At 50.9% G+C, this 15,247-nt stretch carries 18 protein-coding genes; all 18 read left to right on the top strand.

Annotated elements, in window-relative coordinates; translation table 11 throughout:
- From EVJ23_RS08320 to EVJ23_RS08235, 18 genes are read left to right on the top strand one after another with little or no spacing between them, the layout of a single operon-like run.
- Complete coding sequence (locus tag EVJ23_RS08320; protein ID WP_131465285.1) at positions 1–567, top strand: MotE family protein; 567 nt, start codon at positions 1–3, stop codon at positions 565–567.
- Between the two features lie 22 nt (positions 568–589).
- Positions 590–1,672, top strand: a complete 1,083-nt coding sequence (locus EVJ23_RS08315) for a flagellar hook-length control protein FliK (protein ID WP_236633733.1) — start codon at positions 590–592, stop codon at positions 1,670–1,672.
- Positions 1,644–2,078, top strand: coding sequence for a flagellar hook capping FlgD N-terminal domain-containing protein (locus EVJ23_RS08310; RefSeq protein WP_071399604.1), 435 nt, complete (start codon positions 1,644–1,646; stop codon positions 2,076–2,078). The genes EVJ23_RS08315 and EVJ23_RS08310 overlap by 29 nt, the downstream gene beginning before the upstream one ends.
- Before the next feature lie 12 nt (positions 2,079–2,090).
- The gene (gene flgG / locus EVJ23_RS08305) at positions 2,091–2,885 is read left to right on the top strand and encodes a flagellar basal body rod protein FlgG (RefSeq protein ID WP_131465281.1); all 795 of its coding nucleotides are present in this window, start codon (positions 2,091–2,093) and stop codon (positions 2,883–2,885) included.
- The gene (locus EVJ23_RS08300) at positions 2,885–3,103 is read left to right on the top strand and encodes a flagellar FlbD family protein (protein ID WP_016508262.1); all 219 of its coding nucleotides are present in this window, start codon (positions 2,885–2,887) and stop codon (positions 3,101–3,103) included. Before flgG ends, EVJ23_RS08300 begins: the two co-directional genes overlap by 1 nt.
- Positions 3,096–3,545 (top strand): flagellar basal body-associated FliL family protein, encoded by a 450-nt coding sequence (locus EVJ23_RS08295; protein ID WP_131440263.1) that lies wholly within the window; start codon positions 3,096–3,098, stop codon positions 3,543–3,545. The genes EVJ23_RS08300 and EVJ23_RS08295 overlap by 8 nt, the downstream gene beginning before the upstream one ends.
- A 9-nt stretch (positions 3,546–3,554) precedes the next feature.
- Entirely contained in the window at positions 3,555–4,544 is a 990-nt protein-coding gene (fliM, locus tag EVJ23_RS08290) for a flagellar motor switch protein FliM (protein ID WP_070327489.1), read from the top strand.
- Positions 4,541–5,650, top strand: coding sequence for a flagellar motor switch phosphatase FliY (gene fliY, locus EVJ23_RS08285; protein WP_131465279.1), 1,110 nt, complete (start codon positions 4,541–4,543; stop codon positions 5,648–5,650). The genes fliM and fliY overlap by 4 nt, the downstream gene beginning before the upstream one ends.
- A gap of 12 nt (positions 5,651–5,662) precedes the next feature.
- Positions 5,663–6,028 carry a response regulator gene (locus EVJ23_RS08280; protein WP_035385909.1) on the top strand — a complete coding sequence of 122 codons (366 nt, stop codon included), beginning with the start codon at positions 5,663–5,665 and terminating at the stop codon, positions 6,026–6,028.
- Positions 6,025–6,519 (top strand): flagellar biosynthetic protein FliO, encoded by a 495-nt coding sequence (locus tag EVJ23_RS08275; RefSeq protein ID WP_070327487.1) that lies wholly within the window; start codon positions 6,025–6,027, stop codon positions 6,517–6,519. The genes EVJ23_RS08280 and EVJ23_RS08275 overlap by 4 nt, the downstream gene beginning before the upstream one ends.
- Positions 6,516–7,181, top strand: coding sequence for a flagellar type III secretion system pore protein FliP (gene fliP, locus EVJ23_RS08270; RefSeq protein WP_016508219.1), 666 nt, complete (start codon positions 6,516–6,518; stop codon positions 7,179–7,181). Before EVJ23_RS08275 ends, fliP begins: the two co-directional genes overlap by 4 nt.
- 11 nt (positions 7,182–7,192) lie before the next feature.
- Entirely contained in the window at positions 7,193–7,465 is a 273-nt protein-coding gene (gene fliQ / locus EVJ23_RS08265) for a flagellar biosynthesis protein FliQ (protein ID WP_070327486.1), read from the top strand.
- The gene (fliR, locus tag EVJ23_RS08260) at positions 7,462–8,232 is read left to right on the top strand and encodes a flagellar biosynthetic protein FliR (RefSeq protein ID WP_070327485.1); all 771 of its coding nucleotides are present in this window, start codon (positions 7,462–7,464) and stop codon (positions 8,230–8,232) included. Before fliQ ends, fliR begins: the two co-directional genes overlap by 4 nt.
- Complete coding sequence (gene flhB / locus EVJ23_RS08255; protein ID WP_131465277.1) at positions 8,229–9,320, top strand: flagellar biosynthesis protein FlhB; 1,092 nt, start codon at positions 8,229–8,231, stop codon at positions 9,318–9,320. The genes fliR and flhB overlap by 4 nt, the downstream gene beginning before the upstream one ends.
- 13 nt (positions 9,321–9,333) lie before the next feature.
- Positions 9,334–11,352 carry a flagellar biosynthesis protein FlhA gene (flhA, locus tag EVJ23_RS08250; protein ID WP_070327483.1) on the top strand — a complete coding sequence of 673 codons (2,019 nt, stop codon included), beginning with the start codon at positions 9,334–9,336 and terminating at the stop codon, positions 11,350–11,352.
- A gap of 1 nt (position 11,353) precedes the next feature.
- On the top strand, positions 11,354–12,424 hold the full coding sequence (locus EVJ23_RS08245; protein WP_131465275.1) for a flagellar biosynthesis protein FlhF: 1,071 nt from the start codon (positions 11,354–11,356) through the stop codon (positions 12,422–12,424).
- Positions 12,403–13,242, top strand: coding sequence for a MinD/ParA family protein (locus EVJ23_RS08240; protein ID WP_070327481.1), 840 nt, complete (start codon positions 12,403–12,405; stop codon positions 13,240–13,242). Before EVJ23_RS08245 ends, EVJ23_RS08240 begins: the two co-directional genes overlap by 22 nt.
- Before the next feature lie 19 nt (positions 13,243–13,261).
- Positions 13,262–15,238, top strand: a complete 1,977-nt coding sequence (locus tag EVJ23_RS08235) for a chemotaxis protein CheA (protein ID WP_131465273.1) — start codon at positions 13,262–13,264, stop codon at positions 15,236–15,238.
- Positions 15,239–15,247: the final 9 nt, after the last annotated feature.

Here is a 15,247-nt window from a genome sequence, read left to right as displayed (position 1 = left end):
ATGGAAAAAGAGAACAATAAGCGAGGTAGACAGCTCTTGGTCGCTCTTGTCCTCGTCCCGGCAATCTTTTTACTCGTCGGCGGAATCGTCGTCATGAACTATGCGATGGACCGGCCGCTATTATCGGTGCCGTTTATAGAAACGCGCGAACAGGCAGACAAAGATGAGGCAGTTGAAACAAAAGTCAATGTCACCGGCATTGACGCGGACACGACGAATCGATTAAAAGTCGCGAACGCTGAGATTGAAAAACTTCGCACGGAAAACGTCGAATTGACGAATGAAGTGAAAGCGAGACAAGAAGAAGTATCGGACTTGATCAAAGAGCGGGACCGACTCGTGTCTGAACTCGGAGCCACTGCGGAAGAGGAAGTGGAGGAAGACACGTCGAACGTGTCTCGTGTCTATGAAGAAATGTCCGCTAAACAAGCTGCCGCGATCATGAACGAACTCGAGAGCCCGCAAGTAGCGACGATCTTAAAAGAACTGTCGCCGAAACAACAGGCCGACATATTGGGACGGATGGATGCGCAACAGGCTGCCGTCGTCACGCAATTGCTCCAATGAAACGTGAAAGGAGGAAGAGATGATGAATATCGCCTTATTTGCTCAAGCGGTCCAAGGAACGACAGCGAAAGGCGGGGAGACAGGATCTACCCCGACCGGACAGTTTTTAGACCTGCTTTCATCGATGCTCGGCGCCTCGACGGAAGCGTTGGCTGAGTTGGAAGCTGCGCCGACGACACTCGCACCGAATGCGCCAATTGTGACAGATAGCGCCCTTCCGCTCGAGAACTTGTCGAGCCAGCTTGAACAGTGGTTACAACAACCCGATAGCTTAGAGTGGTTAAAGTCTTTGCCACAAGACGCCTATCGTAAGTTCATGGACGCCTATATCGGCATCATCGCCCAAGCAGGTGCAGGCACAGGAACAATCGAGGAAACGGTCTCGTCAGACGTCGTAACCACGTTAGCTGCCGCCCAAACGATTTTACCGGGCGCGATGATGTTAGGAAAGACGGAACGCGAGGCGTTGGCCGGAAAACAAAACCAGCCAACCGTAAACGAGAACGTCCAAGTTATCCAGCAAATCGTTTCGCAATTTAAAGGGAGTTTAACCCAGACTTCAAAACATATTCCCCTCCCTTATCAAAATGAAACGCCGGCGAATGTATTACCGCAAGCTGGAAAAGAAAGCGTCGACTGGTTGCCGAAAGGCATGACGTGGTCACGACCACAGATCGACTCGGAAATGGTCATGTACGCGTCTAAAGGGTCGCTTCCGGAGAACCTCCAAGCCCGAATCGAGGCTGCTCTTCAAAGAGCACCGTTCCGAAGCGGGGCCGATGGGTCGAAAGTGTTCACCGTTCGCCTATATCCGGAACAGCTAGGTGAACTCGTCGTCAAACTCGAGCGCCATAACGGTGAACTCGTCGTCAAGCTGTTCGCGAGCAACCAAGAAGCAAAACAGTTGCTCCAGTCGCAACTGCAACAACTGCAACAGACGCTCCAGCCGCTGTCGCAGCATATCCGGGTCGAAGTGAGTTTGACGCAACAAGCGCTCGAAGCGAAATCATCGACGTTTAGCGAGTCAGACCAACCTGAACCAGAACAACAGGAACAACCGAAAGGGGAACCCGACGATGACGACCATCCAACCGAAGACGAATGATTATACGTTACCCGATCAATCGCTGCCTAAAGCGACGAACCAATACGATAAGGACATGTTCTTAAAGCTATTGATGGCCCAGCTTGGCAACCAAGACCCGATGTCACCGATGGAAGATCGCGAGTTCATCTCACAAATGGCTCAATTTTCATCACTCGAACAAATGCAGACGATTTCAAAGCAACTTGATTCAGTACTCGTCGATCGCCACATGGCTTCGATTTCCGAGTTCAGTAATATGATCGGCAAGACAGTCGACCATAAAACGGAGACTGAGACGGAGACGATCAAAGGATCGGGACGTGTCGTCTCGATTTCAAGAACGGATGAGTCAGGTTACATGGCCGATCTCGAAGACGGCAGCTCGGTAAGCGTCTACAATATTACGTCCATCAAACAAGCATAAGGGGGATTCATCATGTTAAGAGCAATGTACTCAGGAATCAGTGGATTAAAGAACTTCCAGTCAAAGCTTGATGTCGTCGGTAACAACATCGCCAACGTCAACACGTTCGGGTATAAAAAAGGCCGCGTCACGTTCAAAGACCTCGTCAGCCAGCAAGTCGGTAGCGCTTCAGGCGGTAACGGATTAACAGCCGGCGGGATCAACCCGAAAGAAGTCGGTCTCGGGGGCACGATGGCTACGGTCGATAACGTCTATAACCAAGGCGCGATGCAAAACTCAGGTCGGGCGCTCGATGTCGGGATCTCCGGTGAAGGCTTCTTCGCAGTAAACGTTAACGGCCAAACCCAATACACACGGGCCGGTAACTTTTATACAGATAATGCCGGGGATATCGTCAATGGTGATGGGGCTTACGTCCTTAGCACAGCGGGCGCTAAAATCACTGTGCCTGCCGGAGCGAAGTCACTATCGATTGGAAAAGACGGACAAGTCAGTTATGTCAATGCTGCGGGCGTTTCAACAGACGTCGGTCAAATTCAAGTCGTCACGTTTGCCAATAACGCCGGTCTATCAAAAGTCGGAGCGAACAACTATATTCAATCGCAAAACTCAGGGGATCCAAACCCAGGAATTCCAGGCGAAGATGGACGTGGTGAACTCGTCTCGGGCGCCCTCGAGATGTCGAACGTCGACTTGTCTGAAGAGTTCACCGAAATGATTATCGCGCAACGTGGATTCCAGGCGAACACACGGATCATCACAACGTCAGACGAGATTTTACAAGAACTCGTCAACTTGAAACGCTGATGATACGCGTCACGACATTGCGGGGTGAGGAATTTGTCTTGAACGCCTTGTTCATCGAGACGGTCAAGGCCGAACCTGACACGATCATTCATTTGTATAACGGCAAGACTTATATCGTCACAGAGACGAAAGATCAAATCATCGATCGGACGACGGCATTTTACGGCTCGATCGGGTTGATGGGAACGACAGTCACAAGAGGTGAAGAAGATGAGTGAAGAAAAACCAAAAGGAGGCGCCATGAAAATGGTGCTCATCCTGCTCGTCGTCCTGCTCGTCATGGGGGGCGCTGGGTTTATGACTTATAAATATGTATTCGGTGACAACGTGACGGCTAAAACGAAACCAGTGACGGCAGAAGAACTCGCCGAGCGCAGCTTCACGACCGAGGATATGACGACGAACATTCAAGACGAACGGTTCATCAACGTCCAATTCACGATTGTGACCGATGCGGCTGAGACGAAAGAAGATCTTGAACTTCGTAAGTTCCAAGTCCATAACGTCATCCTTGGTGATTTGGCCGGGATGACGAAGGCACAGCTCACGACGAAGGAAGATATGCAGAAATTCGAGCAATCCCTTCGCGAGCAATTAAACGGACTGCTGGAAAAAGGTGAGGTCCAGCGCGTCTATATGACGAAGAAAATTATACAGTGAGGTGGCATCATGGGAGAAGTACTGTCTCAACAAGAAATTGATGCCCTGTTATCAGCGCTAAGCAGTGGAGATGTCGAAGCCGATTCCTTTTTGAATCAAGAAGAAGAACGAAAAGTACGGCAGTATGACTTCAAACGGGCCGTCCGTTTCTCTAAAGATCAAATTCGTAGCTTGACCCGGATCCATGAACACTTCACACGGATGCTGACGACATTTTTCTCGGCCCAACTTCGGACGTATGTCCAGTTCACGGTCAATTCAGTCGAACAGCTTCCATACGATGAGTTCATTCATTCGATTCCGAGTATGACGATGATCAACTTGATCGAGGCGCCCCCGCTTAACGGTCGGTTCATCATCGAAGTCAATCCGAACATCTCTTACGCGATGTTGGATCGACTGCTCGGGGGACCTGGCGTCGAGATTGAAAAAGTCGAAAGCTTCACTGAAATCGAGATGCGAATCTTGACCCAGCTATATAAACGAGCTTTTGCCGGTTACGGGGAAGCGTGGGAGTCGATTGCCGAAATCAAGTCCGAAATGACGGCCGTTGAAGTGAACCCACAGTTCCTTCAACTCGTGTCACCAAACGAGACGGTCGTGCTCATTTCGATCGGGGTCACGATCGGAGAAGTGAGCGGGACGATTAACGTCTGCTTGCCGTTCGTGACGATCGAGCCGGTGCTATCGAAACTATCGAGTCATTACTGGATGCAGGAGGCGAACCGCCGCAATGCGAGCGGGAACAGTCAAGAACCGCTCAAAGCCCAATTGATGAACTCGACGGTAGAAGTCGTGTCCCTGCTCGGGGAGACGACAATCACGTTCGGTGACTTGTTGCATTTAGAAATCGGTGACTGTTTGACGCTCGATCAACTAGTGAAAGACCCGCTATCCGTCCTAGTAGGGGAAAATAAAGTGTTCAGAGGGCAAGTCGGTGTGAGTGGGAAGCGGATGGCGGTCCAAGTGCTTCACCGGGTGAAGGAGGAAGAGCAATGAGTGAGATGTTGTCACAAGATGAAATTGACGCGTTATTACGAGGAACGAACGACAGTTCGCCAAAACCGGTAGACGAGAGCGAAGAACATCTCGACTCGATGGAAAGCGACGCCCTCGGAGAGATTGGAAATATCTCGTTCGGAAATTCCGCGACGGCGCTGTCGACGTTACTGCAACAAAAAGTAGAAATCACGACCCCGGTCGTCAGTGAAGTGACGATCGATGAGCTCAGAGAGCGTTATCCGACACCTCACGTGGCGCTTCGGGTCGGTTACACCGAAGGGTTGAAAGGGGAGAACGTCCTCGTCTTGACCCGCGAAGACGCGGCCATCATTTCTGATTTGATGCTCGGTGGGACCGGGATCGGCGTCGATCCGGACGGGCTCGATGAGATTCGGTTATCGGCCGTTCAAGAAGCGATGAACCAAATGATGGGGGCTGCGGCCACATCGCTCTCGACCGTGTTCTCTAAAAAGATTGATATTTCGCCGCCGCTCGTCGAAGTGTTCGATGCGACGAAAAATCAAACGATCATTGACCGGCTTGAGCTTTGGGAGACGATGGTGCTGATCGAGTTCAATTTGAAAGTCGGCACGTTGATTGATTCAAAAATTGTCCAAATTGCCCCGATTCAATTCGGGAAGCAACTCGTCAACGAACTGATTGCAGCTACGACGTCAGCCCCGGCCGCGCCTAAACAAGAGCAGCCGAAAGTTCAAGCGGCGGTCACACCAGCGAAAGCTCCGGCACCTGCTCCGGTACGCACTGAAAAAACGTCAGCCCCAGAAGTGGCGGTCAGCCAAGCCGAGTTCATGCCACTCCACGCCCCGACGTCAAACGATTCGGTGCCGGCAAACCTAGGCTTGCTGTATGATGTGCCGCTCAACGTGACGGTCGAACTCGGCCGGACGAAACGGTCAGTGCGAGAAGTGCTCGAACTGTCGCAAGGGTCGATCATTGAACTTGATAAATTGGCGGGGGAACCTGTCGATATTTATGTGAACCAACAACGCATTGCCCGCGGCGAAGTCGTCGTCATCGAAGAGAACTTCGGGGTACGTGTGACAGAAATCATCCAACCGCATGAGCGGATTGGAATCGTTTAAGGAGGAAGAATAATGAGTGCAAAAATTTTGGTGGTAGATGATGCGGCGTTCATGCGCATGATGATTAAAGACATTTTAACGAAGAACGGGTTTGAAGTGGTCGGCGAGGCAGAGAACGGTATTGACGCGGTCGCAAAATACCGTGAACTCACGCCAGATCTCGTCACTCTCGACATCACGATGCCAGAAATGGACGGCCTGGCGGCATTGAAAGAAATTCGCGGGTTCGATTCGAACGCCAAAGTCATCATGTGTTCGGCGATGGGACAACAGGCGATGGTCATCGATGCGATCCAAGCGGGAGCGAAAGACTTCATCGTGAAACCGTTCAACGCGGAACGTGTCGTCGAGGCAGTTTCGAAAACGGTCGCACAATGAACAAGTGGTGGTTGATTTTCCTGCTCGTGGTCGGGCTGTCTGTGCCGGCCACGGTCGAGGCCGCCACCGTGGATAAACAGTTCGAACAACAGCAGCCTGAAGCCAAAGATCAATCTGTCCCTACGACCGTCTCGACGGTCGGGACGTTGGTCAAGGTCGTTTTGAGTTTAGTTGTCGTAATTGGAGGATTCCTCGTCTTGATGCGTTGGTTAAACGCACGGACGCAAGGTGTGAAGACGGCGCAACATATGAAACATCTCGGCGGGGTACCGCTTGGGAAGGACCGCTCGGTGCAGCTCGTCAAGTTAGGGGAGCAAGTATACGTGCTCGGTGTCGGTGAATCGATTCAATTGATTGATCGAATCGATGCGGAATCGATTGATGAAGCAGCGTATGACGCGCCTTCACTGAACACTTCGAACACATCAACGTTCTTAGATACGTTCAAACAACAACTGTCACAGATTGAAGAAGTGAGGAAGAAGCAATGACGACGATTGAACAACTGATCAATTTAGAAACGCCGGACAGCACGTCGACTTCGATTAAATTATTGGTCGTATTGACACTGCTCACGCTGGCGCCGTCATTCTTGATTTTGATGACTTGTTTTACACGTGTCGTCGTCGTTCTTTCATTCATTCGGCCAGCCTTAGGGACACAACAGACCCCACCGAACCAATTGATCATCGGGCTCGCCTTGTTCATCACGCTGTTCGTCATGTCTCCGGTCTTATCTGATTTAAACGACAAGGCGTTGTCTCCATATATGGACGACGAGATCAGTCAAGATGAGGCGTTCGAGGAAGCCGGTAACACGATGAAACGATTCATGGCAAAGTATACGCGACAGGAAGATTTGCAACTGTTTATCAAATACGGGAATTATGAGCAACCGGAGTCGGTCGAAGACGTTCCTTTGCTCGCGATGGTACCAGCTTACGCCATCAGTGAGCTCAAGACGGCGTTTCAAATCGGCTTTATGATTTTCTTGCCTTTTTTAATCATTGATATGGTCGTGGCGAGTGTGCTCATGTCGATGGGGATGATGATGCTTCCACCGGTCATGATCGCTCTGCCGTTCAAATTGTTGTTGTTTGTATTAGTGGATGGATGGCACTTAATCGTGGAATCATTGCTTAGAAGTATGTAGGAGGAACGATTATGACGCATGAAATGGTCATCTATTTGGCGACAGAGAGTGTATGGACATTATTAAAAATTTCGATGCCACTTCTTTTGATCGCCCTCGTCGTCGGACTCGTCATCTCGATTTTACAGGCGACGACTCAAATTCAAGAACAGACGCTATCGTTCGTTCCAAAGCTAGTCGCGGTCTTTATCGGGCTCGTCGTTTTCGCGCCGTGGATGCTGCAACAGATGGAAGGATTTACGCGGATGATCTTTGAACTGATGGTCGAGGTCGCCTCGAAATGAATGCGGTCGATTTCATTAGCTTATATGGATTGACGTTTGCTCGTCTATCCGGATTTTTCGTAAGTGTGCCTTTATTTTCTTCAAGGCAGCTCCCGGTCATGCACCGTGTCGCGTTTAGTGCTTTTTTAGCTTATTATGCGATGTTCACGGTAACAGAGCCGCTCGAACTTGGGCAAGCCTTCATCGTTCAAGTGCTGTACGAAGTGCTGATTGGACTTCTGCTCGGCATTTTGATCAATATCTTATTTTTTGCCCCGCAGATTGCCGGGGGAATCATCGATTTGCAGCTCGGTCTGGCGATGGCGTCAGCGTATGACCCGATGTTTGGCGGACAGTCGCCGTTGATCGGACGATTTTATTACATCTTTACGCTGTTCATCATGCTATCAAGTAATTTGCACTTACTGTTAATCGACGGTATCTATTACAGCTTTCAAATTTATCCGCCTGGTCAGCCGATGATCAACTTTAGCGAAGCATCGCTCATGATGGCCGTGAAGGTCGTCACGATGACGATGATGGTCGCATTGCAACTCGCGTTCCCGCTCATGGCATCGCTGCTTCTCGTCGACTTGGCGCTTGGCTTCTTAGCAAAATCGGCCCCGCAGTTCAACATTTTTGCCATCGGGTTCTCGTTCAAATTGATCGCCGGGTTTTCCGTGATGGTCATGATGATGGGATTGACGCTGAATGGGATCAGCCAATTCATCCCGGTGTTGCAAGAGATATTACGTGATTTTATGACGTTGTTAGGAGACGCTCAATGAAGCCTCTATACTCTTTATCGGTCGATCTTCAGTTTTTTGCAGGAGAAAAAACGGAAAAAGCAACACCTCGAAAACGAGAAGACTCGCGTAAAAAAGGACAAGTTGCGAAATCAGCCGATCTGACCGGAGCGTTCGCCTTGTTCGCGATGTTCCTCATGTTATCTTTTCTCGGACCTTTTGTCGGTCAGCAGTTGTTTGGCCTGACGAAAGAGCTACTCGGTCCAACATATTTGCTGTACGACTTATCAGAAGGCATGTCCGGGATGATGATTGATTTGGTCATTCGCGCCGGGATCATTTTAGCACCGTTCTTGATCGTTGCGGTCGTGTTCGGTATTTTAATCAACTATTTTCAAATCGGTTCACTGTTCTCAACAGAGGCGATTCAACCAAAGTTAGAGCGGATTGACCCGCTCAAAGGGGTCAAGCGCATCATCAGCATGAAAGCAGTCGTCGAATTTTTAAAGTCCTTATTCAAATTATTGATTATCCTGACGACTGCGGTCGCTATACTTTGGCAAAACCAAAAAGAATTGTCACGCATGGCCGTCGAACATGTTCGTGAATCGGTCGTCGCACTCGCTGCGATCACGATCGAACTCGGGCTGTGGGTCAGTGTCGCGTTGCTCGCGCTCGCACTGCTCGACTTCTTTTATCAACGGTTCGATTTTGAAAAGTCGATCCGTATGTCGAAACAAGACATTAAAGACGAGTATAAGAACAGTGAAGGCGACCCGCTCATCAAGTCGAAAATCAAACAACAACAACGGGAGATGGCGATGCGGCGTATGATGCAAGAGATTCCGAACGCGGACGTCGTCATCACCAACCCGACCCATTTCGCTGTCGTCATCCGTTATGACGATACGAAAGACTTTGCGCCGCTCGTCGTCGCCAAAGGGGTCGACCAAGTCGCTTTCAATATTCGTGACGTCGCAAAAGAGCACGATATCCCGATCGTGGAAAATAAACCACTGGCCCGTGCGCTCTATGCGCAGCTAGACATCGGAGAAGTCGTCGACGAGTCGTTTTATCAGGCGATCGCCGAAGTGCTGGCGTTCGTCTATCAACTGAAACAACCGTCTTGAGGAGGAGTATGCGTTGGCTGTAAAAGCTAAAGATTTCGCAGTATTGATTGGCGTTCTTATGATTGTCGTCATGCTGGTCATCCCGTTACCGGGGTTCTTACTAGATTTTCTTATCATTATAAATATATTGATCGCCCTCATGATTTTACTCGTGGCGATGAACGCCCGGGAAGCGCTTGATTTCTCTGTCTTCCCGTCTCTCTTGCTGATCGTCACGCTGTTCCGTCTCGGGCTGAACGTGTCGACGACCCGCTCGATCCTCTCGACCGGATATGGTGGGGAAGTCATTGCGACGTTCGGGAACTTCGTCATCGGCGGAAACGTTCTCGTCGGATTTGTCGTATTCCTCATTCTCGTCATCATCCAATTCGTCGTCATCACGAAAGGTGCCGAACGGGTATCGGAAGTCTCGGCTCGATTCACACTCGACGCGATGCCAGGGAAACAAATGGCAATCGATGCCGATTTGAACTCTGGGTTGATCGATGACAAAGACGCCCAAATCCGCCGTAAAAAGATTCAAAGCGAGGCTGATTTTTATGGTTCGATGGACGGGGCCTCGAAATTCGTAAAAGGTGACGCCATTGCCGGAATCATTATCGTCGTCATCAACTTGATTTTCGGTATCATCATCGGCGTTGTCCAAATGGGATTACCTGTCGGTGAGTCGTTTACGACGTTCTCGCTTATGACAATCGGGGATGGGCTCGTCAGTCAGATTCCGGCCCTCCTCATTTCGACGGCGACCGGGATCATCGTCACCCGTGCCGTCTCGGACGGCAATCTCGGGGAAGACGTGGTCGACCAGCTCGGTCAAAATCCGACGTTGCTCTATATCGCGGGCACGGTCATCTTCTTGCTCGGTTTCGTGTCGCCAAGTTTACTTCCAGTGACGACGCTGATCGCGGGTGCGACATTCTTCGGGGCATACTCGATGCGCCGCAGCCTGAAGCAAGCGATTGCTGAACCGCTACCGGATGAGGAACCAGCGGCACCGACCGAGACCGTCGTCTCGCTCCTGCAAATCGATGCGATCGAGTTCGAGTTCGGCTACGGGCTGATCCCACTCGCGGATGAATCGCAAGGCGGCGACCTGCTCGACCGTGTCGTCATGATCCGCCGTCAACTCGCACTCGAACTCGGATTCATCTTACCGACAGTTCGAATCCGTGACCACCTGCAACTGTCACCGAACGCTTACCGGATCAAAGTGAAAGGCAATGTCGTCGCAGAAGGTGAGTTATTACTCGATCACTACTTGGCGATGAGCCCTGGAATTGAAGACCCTGAAGTGTACGGGATTGAAACGACGGAACCGGCTTTCGGATTGCCCGCTCTCTGGATCGATGAAGAGACGCGGACGCGGGCCGAGATGAGCGGTTACACCGTCGTCGACCCACCTTCAGTCGTCGCCACGCATTTAACTGAGACGCTCAAGAAACATGCGTCCGACCTACTCGGACGGGAAGAGACGAAACAACTCGTCGAGCATTTGAAAGAGACGCATCCGGTGCTCGTCGAAGATGTGACCCCATCCGTGCTCTCGATCGGAGATATCCAAAAAGTACTTCGTCATCTATTGAAAGAGCACGTCTCGATTCGCAACTTGCCGCTCTTGTTTGAGACGATGGCCGATTATGGAAAAGTGACGAAAGACGCTGATATATTAGGCGAATACTGTCGTCAAGGACTCGCCCGACAGTTGACTGACCAAGTCAGCCCGCCGGACGGTCCACTCTACGTCGTCACACTCGGTGGGCAGACCGAGCAACTTATTCAAGACGCTGTCCAAAAAACCGAGTTCGGCAACTATTTGGCGCTCGATCCGGAGCAAGCGCGCGAAATCATCGAGCGCTCTGGCGAACAGCTGTCGATGTTTGAACGCTACGGGGCTTCGGCCGTCATTCTTTGCTCGCCGACGATTCGGATATTCGTGAGACAGCTGCTCGAACGGTACTATCCTGACGTTCCGGTCCTTGCGTATAACGAATTGCTCAGCTCGCTCGAAGTGAAAAGTATTGGGGTGATTTAATATGCAAATTAAAAAATATACAGGCAAGACGATGTCCGAAGTGATGGCGAAAGTGAAACAAGAGCTCGGCGACGAGGCTGTCATCTTAAATTCTCGCCAAGTCAAGAAAGGATGGTTCGGGTTGTTCGCTTCACAAGAAGTTGAAGTGATTGCCGCACTCGAGAAAGCGCCGCTAACGGTCAAGCCTCGAACCGAGCCGAAACTGCAGCCGAAACAAGCAAAGGCGAAGCCGATTCCTGCACCTACACCCACTCCACAACCGGTGACGCCTGTTCCTGAAAAGAGACGTTTGCCAGCGGGTCTGACCCATATCGAGTCGCTCTTAGCGTCTGAGTCGTTCACGAATGAATCGTGGGAAGAGCGAATCAACGAACTGTACTATACGACTAAATCGCTAGAGGTCGTCGAGCAATACGTCTATGACCAGATCCGCAGTTCCTTTTTACCGGTCCCGGATGCGTTGCGCTACGTCATGCTCGTCGGTCCGACCGGTGTCGGCAAGACGACGACGCTCGCGAAGCTTGCCGCCCACTATAAGCTCGACCAAGGGATGTCTGTAGGTTTGATTACGACCGACACGTACCGGATCGCAGCGATCGAACAGCTGAAGACGTACGCCGAGATTTTAAATATCCCCGTCGAGGTCGCCTATGACTTTGACGACTTTAAACGGGCAAAACAACTGTTTGCAAGAAAAGATATCGTCTTGATCGATACGGCCGGACGCAATTTCCGCGATGAGGCGTACGTCGAACAGTTTCATAACCATCACGACTTCTCGGAGACGAGCTTGTCACTCGTGCTCAGTCTGACGTCGAAAATGAAAGACATGGATTTGATTTACCGACAGTTTGAAAAGTTGCCGCTCCGGTCGCTCATCTTCACGAAAGCGGATGAGACGAGTGATATCCACGCGATGTATCGGATGGTGCGCGAGAGCGGACTCCCCGTCGCTTGGCTGACAGACGGCCAGGAAGTGCCGGACGATATGGTCGCCGGCGACCCAGACATCTTGACGCAAAAGATGCTTGAGAAGGAAGGGTGGACACGATGGACCAAGCAAGGCGTTTAAGAGCGAAGACGGATGTCGCACCAACGACAATCGCGTTCGCGAGCGGAAAAGGCGGCGTCGGCAAGACGAACGTCTGCGTGAACACCGCAATCGGGCTCGTCGAACTCGGAAAGCGTGTCTTGATCGTCGATCTCGACATCGGGATGGCGAACGTGCACATTCTTTTGAATGCGGCGCAGTCTAAAACGATGGTCGATTCTGTGAAAACTCGGACTCCGCTTGCGTCTTCGGTTCAGAAAGACGTGCACGGTGTCGATATATTACATGGAGGAAGTGGACTTGACACATTAGTTCAATTCTCAGAAGCAGACATGCAATTTTTAATGCGTGAACTTGAAGTGCTGACGACTTATGATTACGTACTGTTTGACATGGGAGCAGGAGCAACGGACACATCGTTACGATTCATTGAAGGATGTGACGAGATGTTTCTCATCCTGACCCCAGAACCGACATCGCTGATGGATGGTTACGCGTATACGAAACTCGTGCATCGTCAAAGTCCGGATTTACCGATCGGGGTCATTGTCAATCGGGCGCAGTCGGGGGAAGAAGCACTCCAGTGTTACGAACGGATGGAAGTCGCATGCCGACAGTTTTTGAATAAACCGATTCGGTTCCTTGGTTTTTTACCAGATGACGCTTCTGTAAGGAAAGCGGTCATCGCCCAAGTCCCGTTTTACCAATTTGACCGAAAGAGTGATATTAGCTGGCGGCTCGAGCGTATTTTGACAACGCTTACCGGAACACCACCGAAGCCACGGCACTTCATGGATCGGTTGATTGGGAATTTGCGGCAACAGTGGAAGCGAGTCTAACGACAGGGAGGCAATATAGATGGACGTGAACGAATACTTAGGGTTGTTTTTGGATGAGTCACAAGAGCATATCCAATCGGTCAACACACAGTTGATGAAATTTGAGCAGACGGCTAGCGCTGAAGCGGTTCAAGAGATTTTCCGTTCGGCCCATACGCTCAAAGGGATGTCGGCGACGATGGGTTACGAAAGCGTGGCCAATTTGACACACGAGATGGAGAGTGCCCTTGACCTTGTCCGGTCAGGCAAAAAAGAGAGCAACCAATTGTTGCTTGATACGATGTTTATCGCGATGGAACAGATTGAAGCGATGATTGCCGACATCGAGACGGGTGGAACTGGTACGAACGTCGACGTCAAAGCGACGGTTTCGGCATTCCAGTCGTTTATCGGAGGTAAGGAACAAACAATCGCTGCGGCGGAAGAGTCGTCGGTGTTTACTGTCGACTTGTATGCGGATTCGGTCATCGAACAAGCGAAACAGACCGGTTTTGAGGCGTTCCAACTTCATGTTAAGTTATCGGATGCCGTCGTCTTAAAAGCAGCCCGGGCTTACATGGTGTTTGATCGGCTCCAAGAGCTCGGTGAAGTCGTCCGGACCCACCCTGAAACGGAAGCGATTGAGCAAGAACAGTTCGACTTGTCGTTTGACGTCTTGTTCTTGTCACAAGAGACGGCTGCAGTCATCGAACACGCCGTCTCGCAAGTGTCGGAAGTTGAAACAGTCCACGTCTCGGTATTTACGAGCGTGAGCGAGAGCGAGCCGGAAATTGCTGTGAGTGCAGAAGCGGTAGCAGTGCAAGAAATAAAACCGAAAGCGCAAGAAGCAGAAGAACCGAAAGAACAAGCTGTCGCTCAAGCGAAGACGATTCGTGTCAATTTAGAACGGATCGATCGTCTCATGAACTTGTTTGAAGAATTCATCATCGACCGCGGCCGACTCGAACGCCTTGCCGACGAGGTCGGACAGCCTGAACTCAACGAGACGGTCGAGAAAATCAAACGTGGCACGAACGAACTGCAATCACTCGTGTTGACGTTACGGATGATGCCAATCGAGCAAGTGTTCAACCGGTTCCCACGGATGGTCCGCTCGGTCGCGAAAGACATTCATAAAAAAGTTCAACTCGATATCTCAGGAGCTGACACGGAACTCGACCGGACCGTAATCGATGAGATCGGTGATCCGCTCGTTCACTTGATTCGCAACGCGATCGATCATGGCATCGAGCTTCCTGACAAACGCGTCCAAGCCGGCAAACCGGAACAAGGGCGACTCGCCCTCCGTGCTTACCATGGCGGTAACCGTGTCTTCATCGAGATCGAAGATGATGGAGCGGGAATCAATGTCGATAAAGTTCGGTCGAAAGCGCTCGAACGTGGTGTCATCACGACCGAAGAAGCGGCGTCGATGACAGACAACGAGCTCGCGATGCTCATCTTTGCACCGGGCTTCTCAACGGCAGACGTTGTCACAGACTTATCAGGTCGTGGCGTCGGACTCGACGTCGTCAAAAATAAAATCGAATCGCTCGGTGGTGTCGTCACGCTCGAGACCGTGGTCGGACAAGGAACCAAGTTCCAAGTCAGTCTACCGCTCACGTTATCAATCATCTCAGCGATGCTCGTCCAAGCGGGTGATGAGACGTATGCCATCCCGTTGTCATCGATTCTCGAGACGACATTGCTCGATGAAGCCAACATCCTGACGGCCCATCGCGAACGTGTCTTCGATTTCCGCGGACAACTCGTCCCGCTCGTTTATTTAAAAGAAATTTTCGGGATCGATTCGGAAACAAAATCACAGTTCCCGGTCGTCGTCGTGCGTAAAGGTAATAAACTCGTCGGAGTCGTCGTGAACGACTTGATTGGTCAACAAGAGATTGTCATGAAGCCACTCGGGACGTATCTCGAAGGCATTCCGGCTATTTCGGGGGCAACGATTCTCGGAGATGGACGGGTCGCTCTCATCGTAGACAGCAACGATCTCTTTTAAGGAGGAAGA

Source organism: Exiguobacterium sp. SH1S1 (assembly GCF_004337245.1).
In the GTDB taxonomy this organism is placed as follows: Bacteria; Bacillota; Bacilli; order Exiguobacteriales; family Exiguobacteriaceae; genus Exiguobacterium; species Exiguobacterium aurantiacum_A.
The sequence above is the reverse complement of the archived record's forward strand: the minus strand, read 5'-3'. Positions and strand labels throughout refer to the sequence as shown.

Excerpts from the sequence above, each read along its gene's own strand:
- EVJ23_RS08240 (WP_070327481.1), top strand. The coding sequence starts at position 12,403 with ATGGACCAAGCAAGGCGTTTAAGAGCGAAGACGGATGTCGCACCAACG.
- fliR (WP_070327485.1), top strand. The coding sequence starts at position 7,462 with ATGAATGCGGTCGATTTCATTAGCTTATATGGATTGACGTTTGCTCGT.
- flgG (WP_131465281.1), top strand. The coding sequence starts at position 2,091 with ATGTTAAGAGCAATGTACTCAGGAATCAGTGGATTAAAGAACTTCCAG.
- flhB (WP_131465277.1), top strand. The coding sequence starts at position 8,229 with ATGAAGCCTCTATACTCTTTATCGGTCGATCTTCAGTTTTTTGCAGGA.
- EVJ23_RS08320 (WP_131465285.1), top strand. The coding sequence starts at position 1 with ATGGAAAAAGAGAACAATAAGCGAGGTAGACAGCTCTTGGTCGCTCTT.
- fliQ (WP_070327486.1), top strand. The coding sequence starts at position 7,193 with ATGACGCATGAAATGGTCATCTATTTGGCGACAGAGAGTGTATGGACA.
- EVJ23_RS08280 (WP_035385909.1), top strand. The coding sequence starts at position 5,663 with ATGAGTGCAAAAATTTTGGTGGTAGATGATGCGGCGTTCATGCGCATG.
- fliY (WP_131465279.1), top strand. The coding sequence starts at position 4,541 with ATGAGTGAGATGTTGTCACAAGATGAAATTGACGCGTTATTACGAGGA.
- EVJ23_RS08315 (WP_236633733.1), top strand. The coding sequence starts at position 590 with ATGAATATCGCCTTATTTGCTCAAGCGGTCCAAGGAACGACAGCGAAA.
- EVJ23_RS08275 (WP_070327487.1), top strand. The coding sequence starts at position 6,025 with ATGAACAAGTGGTGGTTGATTTTCCTGCTCGTGGTCGGGCTGTCTGTG.
- EVJ23_RS08235 (WP_131465273.1), top strand. The coding sequence starts at position 13,262 with ATGGACGTGAACGAATACTTAGGGTTGTTTTTGGATGAGTCACAAGAG.
- EVJ23_RS08245 (WP_131465275.1), top strand. The coding sequence starts at position 11,354 with ATGCAAATTAAAAAATATACAGGCAAGACGATGTCCGAAGTGATGGCG.
- fliM (WP_070327489.1), top strand. The coding sequence starts at position 3,555 with ATGGGAGAAGTACTGTCTCAACAAGAAATTGATGCCCTGTTATCAGCG.
- EVJ23_RS08295 (WP_131440263.1), top strand. The coding sequence starts at position 3,096 with ATGAGTGAAGAAAAACCAAAAGGAGGCGCCATGAAAATGGTGCTCATC.
- fliP (WP_016508219.1), top strand. The coding sequence starts at position 6,516 with ATGACGACGATTGAACAACTGATCAATTTAGAAACGCCGGACAGCACG.
- EVJ23_RS08300 (WP_016508262.1), top strand. The coding sequence starts at position 2,885 with ATGATACGCGTCACGACATTGCGGGGTGAGGAATTTGTCTTGAACGCC.
- EVJ23_RS08310 (WP_071399604.1), top strand. The coding sequence starts at position 1,644 with ATGACGACCATCCAACCGAAGACGAATGATTATACGTTACCCGATCAA.